The 8138-nt window shown below is 75.7% G+C and carries 5 protein-coding genes; 2 read left to right on the forward strand and 3 right to left on the reverse strand.

Going from position 1 to position 8138, the window contains the following annotated elements; all coding sequences use genetic code 11:
- Nucleotides 1–148 precede the first annotated feature (148 nt).
- Together ACZ7LE_RS26600 and ACZ7LE_RS26605 are read left to right on the forward strand one after the other, a co-directional pair.
- Entirely contained in the window at nucleotides 149–1612 is a 1464-nt protein-coding gene (locus ACZ7LE_RS26600) for a sensor histidine kinase (RefSeq protein ID WP_470406215.1), read from the forward strand.
- Nucleotides 1605–2300: a response regulator gene (locus ACZ7LE_RS26605; protein ID WP_377227852.1), complete on the forward strand. Its 696-nt coding sequence runs from the start codon at nucleotides 1605–1607 to the stop codon at nucleotides 2298–2300. The genes ACZ7LE_RS26600 and ACZ7LE_RS26605 overlap by 8 nt, the downstream gene beginning before the upstream one ends.
- Nucleotides 2301–2370: 70 nt before the next feature.
- Here the strand turns inward: ACZ7LE_RS26605 and ACZ7LE_RS26610 are convergent, their stop codons facing one another.
- From ACZ7LE_RS26610 to ACZ7LE_RS26620, 3 genes are all read right to left on the reverse strand, one after another.
- Nucleotides 2371–5082 (reverse strand): FtsX-like permease family protein, encoded by a 2712-nt coding sequence (locus tag ACZ7LE_RS26610; RefSeq protein WP_470406216.1) that lies wholly within the window; start codon nucleotides 5080–5082, stop codon nucleotides 2371–2373.
- A 55-nt stretch (nucleotides 5083–5137) separates the two neighbouring features.
- On the reverse strand, nucleotides 5138–7711 hold the full coding sequence (locus tag ACZ7LE_RS26615) for an ABC transporter permease (protein ID WP_470406217.1): 2574 nt from the start codon (nucleotides 7709–7711) through the stop codon (nucleotides 5138–5140).
- A gap of 41 nt (nucleotides 7712–7752) precedes the next feature.
- The coding region (locus tag ACZ7LE_RS26620) for an ABC transporter ATP-binding protein (protein WP_470406218.1) at nucleotides 7753–8138 on the reverse strand (386 nt) is incomplete at its 5' end.

The raw sequence follows: 8138 nt of genomic DNA on the forward strand, positions 1-8138 counted from the left end.
CATCGTAGGGCATAACCGACGCTCTGGCGCTACCCGGTCACGGCTCTTGACAGCCGTCCTACCGAATCCTTTCGGCTGACACCGCCATGGCGCAAGTGCTACCACGGTATGACGCGCCGGCGCAACGGTTCCACCTACTCTGACCTGCATGGGTTGGTACGAGCGGTGGCAGGGGTGGACGGAGCGGCACAGGTTCCTCGTGGACCTCACGTGGACCGTCCTGTTCGGGCTCCTCGCACTGGTCACCTCGACCGACATGTACTCGTCCGGACCGACGACACAAGCGATCATCATCTCGGCCACCGTGCTCGCCCCGATGCCGTGGTGCCGCACCCGTCCGGTGATCTCCTGCGCCCTCGTCTTCGTCGCCTGCATGGTGCACATGACGTTCCTCGGGGTGCCGGTCGTCCTGCCCGCGGACCTCGTCGTGCTGGTGTCGCTGTACTGCGTCACCGTGTACGGGCCCCGGTGGTCGTACCTCGCGGCCGGCGCCGCCGCGGTCGTCGGGGTGCTGACACTGGGCATCTCGGGCTGGATCAACTTCGGCAGCAGCCTCGCGCACGGGATCCCCACGATGATCGGGGCCGGCTCCCTGCTGGCCACCGCGTTCGCCCTGGGCCTGGTGCGCAGGTCCCGCCGCCTCATGATGGAGGCGCTGCGCGACCGCGCCGAGCGCCTCGAGATCGAGCGCGACCAGCAGGCGCAGATCGCCACCGCCGCCGAGCGGGCCCGCATCGCCCGCGAGATGCACGACATCGTGGCCCACTCCCTCTCCGTGGTCATCGCGCAGGCCGACGGCGGACGGTACGCCGCGGCCGCCGACCCCGCTGCCGCCCAGCGCGCGCTGGGCACCATCGCCGAGACCGGCCGCGCGGCGCTGGCCGACATGCGCCGGCTGCTCGGCGTGCTCCGCGAGGGCCCGGACGACGGCGGTATCCCGCTGGGCCTGGTGGCGCCGGACGGCGCGCCGTCGAGCCGCCCCCGGCCGCCGTCCGGCGCGGGCGGCGCGGCGCCCGGTCCCGGTGCCGACCGGGCCGGCGGCGCGGGGGCCGCGGTCACGGTCCCGGACGGCGGGGCGCCCCTGCGCCCCCAGCCCGACGTGACCGACCTGCGCGACCTCGTGGACCAGGCCCGGGCCGACGGCCTGCGCGTCTCCTGGGCGCGGGTGGGCGTGGAGCGGCGGCTGCCGCCCGGCGTCGGGCTCACGCTGTTCCGGGTGTGCCAGGAGGCGCTCACGAACGTGCGCAAGCACGCCGGCCCCCGGCCCGCCGTCACCCTGCTGCTGCGCTGGGGCGAGGACGAGGTGGAGCTGCGCGTGGACGACGACGGCCGCGGGCTCGCCGCGGCCGGGTCCGCCGACGCGGCCGAACCGCAGCCCGCGGCCGGGTTCGGCCTGCTGGGGATGCGGGAGCGCGCCGAGATGTTCGGCGGGACGCTGACGGCGGGGCCGCGCGGCGGCGGCGGGTTCTCGGTCCGGTTCGTCGTGCCGATCCCGCGGGCAGAGGCCCCCGAGCCGGCCACCCCCGCGGAGCCCGCCGCGCCCGTCGCACCCGTCGCGCCCGTCGCACCCACCACCGAACCGAGCACCACGCCGAAGGAGAACGATGACTGACGCCCTCGACACGCCCGTACGGGTCGCCCTGGTCGACGACCAGCCGCTGGTCCGCGCCGGGCTGCGGATGGTGATCGACTCCCAGCCCGACCTGCGGGTGGTGGTCGAGGCCGACGACGGCCGCGACGCGCTGCGCCTGCTCGCCGCGACGGCGTCCGACGTGGTGCTGATGGACGTGCGCATGCCGGGGATGGACGGGCTGTCCGCGACGCGGGCGCTGCTGGGCGAGGGCGGTGTCGCGGCGGGCGACCCCCGCGTCGTCGTGCTCACCACGTTCGACCTGGACGAGTACGTGCTCGACGCGATCCGGGCGGGGGCCAGCGGGTTCCTGCTCAAGGACGCCCAGCCGGAGGAGCTGCTCACGGCGATCCGCACGGTGCACCAGGGCGACGCGGTGATCGCGCCGTCGTCCACGCGGCGGCTCATGGAGCGCCTGGTCACGGCGCTGCCGCCCGAGGAGGCGGCGGGTCCCCAGGAGGCGCTGGCCGGCCTCACGGGCCGCGAGCGCGAGGTCCTGGTGCTCATGGCGCGCGGGCGGTCCAACACGGAGATCGCGTCGGACCTGTTCGTCGCGGAGGCGACGGTCAAGACGCACGTGGGCCGCATCCTCGCGAAGCTCGACGCGCGCGACCGCGTCCAGGCCGTGGTGACGGCGTACGAGACGGGCCTGGTGCGCCCGGGCGCCTGACCGGCACGTCGAGTGCTGGACATCTGTGCTTCCACGGCCGTTCCGAGCGCAGATGTCCAGCACTCGACGGTCACTCGGCGGCGAGCGCCGCGACCGGGTGGGTGCGGACGGCGGCGCGGGCGGGCACCACCGAGGCGAGCAGCCCGGCGACGAGCGCGACGGCGAGCACCACCCCCGCCTCGGTCCACGGGACGACGAGCGGCACCTGGCCGAGCACGGACAGAGCTGTGGTGGCGCCCACCCAGCCGTACACCAGGCCCAGCACGATGCCCAGCACCGCGCCGACGCCCGCGATGACCATGCCCTCGACGGCGAGCGTGGCCCGGAGCTGGCCGCGCGAGAGCCCGATGGCCCGCAGCATCGCGTTCTCGCGCGTGCGCTCGATGACGGAGAGCGACAGGGTGTTGGCCACGCCGACCAGCGCGATGAGCACGGCGACGGTGAGCAGCCCGACCACGATGGAGAGGATCACGTCGACCATCCGCTGGTAGGCGGACCGCTCGACGACGGTCCCGGTGACGCCGACGGTCTCCCCCGTGGTCGAGACCGCCCCCTGGACGGCGGAGACGACGTCGGCGGCGTCGCGGTCGTCGTCGACCCGCGCCCACACCTCGCCGGCGGCCAGGCCCGGGGCGAAGGCCGCGAGGTCCTGGGGCGTCAGGTAGGCGCGGTCGGAGCGGGAGCCGCTGTGCACGACGTCGAGGGTCACCCGGCCGCCCGGACCGGTGAGCACGAGCGTGTCCGCGCCCTCCAGGTCGTACAGCGTGGCGGCCCGCCGCGGCACGACGATCGTGCCCGGCCGCAGCCGGTCGGCGTCGGCGGGGGTGTTCGCGACGGACCGCAGGTCCGCCGGGTCGACGGCGGCGACCTGCACGGGTGTGCCGCCGTCCGCCCGGCGGGCCGACGCGTTCGTCACCGGGACCACGGCGCCCAGCCCGTCGACGCCGGCGAGGGCGTCGGTGACGGCGGGGGGCACGGCGGCCGCGGCGCCGTCGGCGTCGTGCGCGGTGCTGGTGACGCGCAGGTCGACCGGGAACCGCGCGTCGAGCTGGTCGTTCATGGTGAGTCGGGCGCTGGCGGCGCCCGAGGTCATCATCGAGACCAGCGTGACCCCGATGAGCAGGGCGGTGGAGGTCGCCGCCGTCCGCCGGGGGTTGCGCAGCGCGTTGGCGGAGGCCAGCCGGGCCGTGGCGCCCCCGGCGCCGGCCAGGCGCCCGAAGGACGCGGCGACGCGGGGCAGCCAGAAGACGGATCCCACGATGATGCCGACGAGCGACACGGAACCGCCCAGGACCGCGGCGAACAGCCCGGTGTCGATGCTGCCGGACCTGCCGAGAACGACGCCGGCGGCCATCACCGCGAGCCCGCCCAGGGTGGCGAACGCCGCGAACACCGCGCGGGCCCGGCCGGTCCCGGCCGGGTCGAGGCCGGCGGCCGGGCGCAGCGCGGCGAGCGGGGCGACACGCGACGCGGCGCGCGCCGGAGCGACCGCGGCGGCGAGGGTGACGAGCAGCCCGGCCGCGAGCGGCACGAGGAACGCCGTCGGGGTCAGGGGGATCGTTCGCGGGAGGGCCACCCCGAGGTCGAAGGCTGGCGCGACCAGAAGCCCCGCCTGCACGAACAGCGAGCCGACGGCGATGCCTGCCACCGAGGCGACCGTGCCGAGCACGACCGCCTCGAGCAGGACGCTCCGGTGGACCTGACCGGTGCCCGCACCCACGCAGCGCAGCAGCGCGAGCGTGTGCGAGCGCTGCGCCACCAGCACCTGGAACGTGTTGGCGATGACCAGGCCCGCGACCACCAGGGACACGGCGGCGAGGGCCAGGACGAACACGAGGTAGACGATGTTCTGGCCGCCCGAGATCCCCGCCACCACGTCCTCGGCGTACTCCTCGGGGGTCGTGACGCCGGTGGCGGAGGGGACGGCCGCCGCGAGGGCACCCCGGACGTCCGCGACGGCGGCCGCGTCGCCGGGCCGGTCGAGGGCGACGACGACGGTCCGCATGCCGGGTGCCGCGCCGGCCCGCTTGTCGGACGCGCTGCCCGTCGCCCCGGCGGGCGCCGCGCCGGACCCGGCGAGCTGCCGCTCCAGCGCCGCCGGGGTGACGACGGCGACGCCGCCGCCCGCGGCGTACGCCGAGACGGGGTCGTCGACCAGGCCCGAGACCGTGAGCGTCTCGACGGCCTCCTGGCCGCCGTAGCACTCGGCGCCGCGCTCGCCGAGGCCCGGCCCGCCCGGGCCGGGCGTGCCGGCCCGGAGGCAGCGCGTCGACGAGACGGTGTCGCCCACACGGACGCCGAACAGCTCCGCGACGTCCACGGGGAGGGTGATGCGGTCCGGGCCGTCGGGCCAGGTGCCGTCGGCCAGCACCAGCGGCGTCAGCCGGGGGTCGGACGGCGCCGCGACGAGCGACTGGCGGACCGTCCGGCCGCCGTGGGCGAGCTCCACGTAGGTGCCGCGGAACCCGTCGGCCGCGGCGACGCCGTCGACGGCGCGCACCGCGTCGACGTCCGCCGGCGTCATCGTGCCCGCCCGGTCGAAGACGACGAGGTCCGCGTCCGCGTACTGCGCGGCGACCTGGTCGTACGTGGTGCGGGTGACGACGGTGCCGGCCTGCAGCGTCGCCGCGACGAACGCGGTGCTGATGAGCACCGCGAGCCCCGCGGCGGCGAGCCGGCCGAGGCTGCGCCGCATCTGCGCGAACGTGAGGCGGACGGTGGGGCCGACGGTCAGCACGCGCGGCCTGGCCGGCTCGACGGGAGGTACACGATGGGGGTCCACGGGATCTCTCCTCGGGTCGTCGCGGCTGCTGCGTGCTGACCGTCCTTGCCGGGCGCTACTCCGCGGCGAGCGCCGCCACGGGGTGGGTGCGCACGGCGGCCCGCGCCGGCACGACCGAGGCGACCAGCCCCGCGACCAGGGCGACGCCGAGCACCAGCGCGATGTCGGTCCACGGGACCACGAGCGGCACCTCGCCCATCACGGACAGCGCGGTGGCGGCACCGGCCCAGCCGTACAGCAGGCCGAGCAGCACGCCGAGCACGGCGCCGACCCCCGCGATGAGCATCCCCTCGATGGCGAGGGTGGCCCGGAGCTGCCCCTTCGAGAGGCCGATCGCCCGGAGCATCGCGCTCTCGCGGGTCCGTTCGATGACGGACAGCGACAGGGTGTTGGCCACGCCGATCAGCGCGATGAGCACCGCGACGGCGAGCAGCCCGACGACGATCCCGAGGATGACGTCGATCACCTGCTGGAACGTGTTCCGCTCGACGACCGCGCCGGTCACCTCCACGACCTCGTCGGTGGTGGACACCGCGTCCTGCACCGCCGCGACCGTGCCGGCCACGTCCTCGCCGTCCGCCACGCCGGCCCAGACCAGGTTCGGCCGCAGGTCGGGGTAGATGGCCGCCAGGTCCTCCGGCACCATGAACGCCCACGCGTACTGCACGTCGCTGCTGATCACGTCGAGCGTGGTCGTGCCACCGGGGCCCGTCAGCTCGATCTCGTCGAGGCCCTCGAGCCCGTAGCTGGTGGCGACCTGGTCGGGGACCACGAGCGTGCCCGGCCGCAGGTCCCCGAGCGCGTCGGGGGTGTTCACCACGGCGCGCAGCGCGTCGGGCGCCACGGCGATCGCGGGCACCACCGGGCCGTCCTCGTCGGCGGTCGTCGCGGTGACCGAGGTGACCTCGGTGACGCCGCGCAGCCCGGGGACGCCGTCGACGGCGTTCGTGACGACCGACGGCATGGCAGCCTGCTGGCCGTCGTCGTCGTACGTGGTGGACGCGACCTCGAGGTCGACCGGGTACCGCGCGTCGAGCTCGTTGTCCATGGAGACGCGGGCGCTGGCCGCGCCCGTCGTCATCATGCCGACGAGGGTGACGCCGATGAGCAGCGCGGTCGACGTCGCCGCCGTCCGCCGCGGGTTGCGCAGGGTGTTCGCCGCCGCGAGGCGGGCCGACGGGCCCGTCGCGCCGACCAGCCGGCCGATACCGGCGGCGACCTTGGGCAGCCAGAACACCGAGCCGACGATCACGCCGATCAGCGACACGGTGCCACCGCCGACGGCGGCCAGCAGGCCGAGGTCGATGGTGCCCGACAGCCCGAGCGCGACGCCCAGGCCGAGCACCGCGAGGCCGCCCACCGTGGCCAGGACGGCGAAGACGGCCCGCACGCGGCCGGCGCCCTTCTGCAGGGTCGGCGCGTCGCTCGGCCGGAGCGCGGCCAGCGGCGCGACCCGGGACGCCGCGAGGGCGGGGGTGAGGGCGGCGACGAGGGTCACGACGATGCCGACGGCGAGCGGCGCGACGAACACGGGCCAGCTCAGGGTGATGGCCTGGGGCAGCGGTACGCCGAGGTCGAAGGCCGGCGCGATCATGAGCCCGGCCTGGACCAGCGCCGAGCCGAGGACGATCCCGACGACGGACGCGACGGTGCCGAGGATCGCCGCCTCCAGGAGCACGCTGCGGTAGAGCTGCCCCGTCGTCGCGCCGACACAGCGCAGCAGCGCGAGGGTACGGGCGCGCTGGGCGACGAGCACCTGGAAGGTGTTGGCGATGACCAGGCCGGCGACCACGAGGGCCACGGCGGCGAACGTCATGACGAAGACCAGGAAGATGATGTCCTGGCCGCCCGACATGGAGGCGACCGACTTCTCGGCGTACTCCTCGGTCGTGGTGACGTCGGTGGCCGCGGGGACGGCGGCGGCGAGGGCCGCCCGCACCTCGTCGACGGCGTCGGCGTCGGCCGACGGGTCGAGCGCGACGACCACGGCGCCGGCGGTCGGCTCGGTGCCGGGCCCCGCCTCGTCCGCGAGCCACTGCGCGAGCGTCTGCTGCGCCACCACGGCGGCACCACCCATCGCACCGTAGGCGGCGTACGGGTCGTCGACGAGGCCGGTGACCGTCAGCTTGTCGACGACCTCCCCGCCCTCGTACGTCTCGCTGCCGTCGTCGGCGACGACCGGCTCGCCCGCGACCCACCGGGACGACGCGACCTCGTCGCCGAGGCCGACGCCGAGGCGCTCGGCGACGTCGGCGGGGAGCGCGATCTCGGCGGCCGTGGCGGGCCAGGCGCCGTCGGACAGCTCGAGCGGGGTGAGCCGCTCGTCCGACGCCGCGCCGACGATGCCCTGGAAGATCGAGGTGCCGGCGTGGTTGAGCTCGGTGTAGGACATCGCCTGGGTGTCGGCGGCGACGACACCTTCGACGCCCCGGACGGCCTCGACGTCGGCGTCCGTCAGGGACTCGTTGTCGTCGAAGACCACCAGGTCGGAGTCGGCGAGGCCCGCCGCGACCTGGTCGTAGGTCGTGCGCGTGATGACGTTGCCGGCCAGGAGGGTCGCCGCGACGAACGCGGTGCCGATGGTGATCGCGATGCCCGCGGACGCGAGGCGGCCGAGGCTGCGGCGCATCTGCGCGAGCGTGAGGCGTGCCGCCGGTGCGGTCCCGGCCATCAGGCGCCGGCCCCGGTGGTGACGGCGGGCTCCAGCGTGCGCAGGGCGTCCAGCCCGGCCATGGCGGACTCGGGGGTCGGGTCGCTGATGTCGCCGGCGATCCGGCCGTCGGCGATCAGCACGACCCGGTCGGCGTACGCGGCGGCGGACGGGTCGTGGGTGACCATGATGATCGTGCGGCCCAGCTCCCGCACCGAACGCCGCAGGAACGACAGGACCTCCGCCCCGGAGCGGGAGTCGAGGTTGCCGGTGGGCTCGTCGGCGAACACGACGTCGGGCTGCGCGATCAACGCCCGCGCGATCGCGACCCGCTGCTGCTGCCCGCCGGACAGCTCACCGGGCCGGTGGGTCAGACGACCGGCCAGGCCCAGGGTCTCCACCAGGG

This window comes from Promicromonospora sp. NPDC110617 (assembly GCF_055598465.1).